The sequence below is a fragment of the Dysgonomonas sp. 521 genome, from assembly GCF_010501055.1.
In the GTDB taxonomy this organism is placed as follows: Bacteria; Bacteroidota; Bacteroidia; order Bacteroidales; family Dysgonomonadaceae; genus Dysgonomonas.
On record NZ_QVMO01000225.1, the window covers coordinates 1 to 1,047 of the forward strand.

A 1,047-nucleotide genomic window follows, 5' to 3' on the forward strand; every position below is an offset into this window, starting at 1 on the left:
GCACTACAGGCCTGACAGCCGACGCACTGGGCAATATGAAAAAGACCCCGAAAATAACCTGCGCCGCGAGCAATGCCTGCGGTACGGTAACCAGCGATGAATACGAGGTATTGGTAATGCTGGCCACCCTGGGACAATTGTCGCCGATATATGTAAATGCATGGAGCGAGGCGGCAGTCACAGCCAAAATTCTTAATAAGCCGGATGATATAATAAGAGCCACCTATGCCCATGTAAACCTAGGCGATGAGTATGAGCTTGACCCATGCAAGATGTTGGGCGACCTCTACCAGTGGGGAAGGCCTAAGGATGGCCACCAAAGCCGTAAGCCTCTAAGTGGTACTACCAATGTGCGATCTACGGTAGCCCCTCCGGGACACGGTAACTTTATTGAAGCTGCGTTCAATTGGTTATCTTCTAACGTTAATACCCTTTGGGGCGATGGTACTGATAATTACACAATGGCTAAAGCTACCGCCAATGATCCTTGCCCTACAGGTTGGAAAGTTCCCAGCAGGAAACAGTGGAGTGCACTAGCTGGGGGTGGCGTAGCTGATGGTACGCCCGATCCTAACACTTTTGGCAGTACTTGGACTAATCTGGGTCCATTTACAGCTAATAGTGTCAGCGGCTATAAATTGTCCGACGCCCTTTATTTGCCGGCTGCTGGCTACCGCTATACCGACGGTTTACTGAGCGATACAGGCAGCTTCAGCCTCTATTGGAGTAGCAGTACTATTGAAGTTGTAGGCCCAGCACCGACAGCTCTGATGTTTACTAGTAGTTCCGTTACCACAGCTAGTATCTTCAATTACTCATTCGGCAATATTGTGCGTTGCATTATAGAATAAAAGTAAATGTATCCGTCCTTCGGGGTTTGCAACCCCGAAACTCCTATTACCCATATAAGGGCAGGCAAACCCTGCCCCCCTTCGGGTACTTCCTGCTCTAAAGAGGGCGGAAGGCTTAGACAAAGGATACGACAATAAACATCTTCAAACAAAATAAAAATATGAGAAACCTAACACTTATACTATTCTGCCTGTT

The 1,047-nt window shown here is 48.1% G+C and carries 1 protein-coding gene; it reads left to right on the top strand.

What is annotated here, in order from left to right:
- Positions 1-851, top strand: an 851-nt coding sequence (locus tag D0T84_RS22295; RefSeq protein WP_221413170.1) for a fibrobacter succinogenes major paralogous domain-containing protein, incomplete at its 5' end; no start/stop codon positions are given.
- Between the last annotated feature and the right edge of the window lie 196 nt (positions 852-1,047).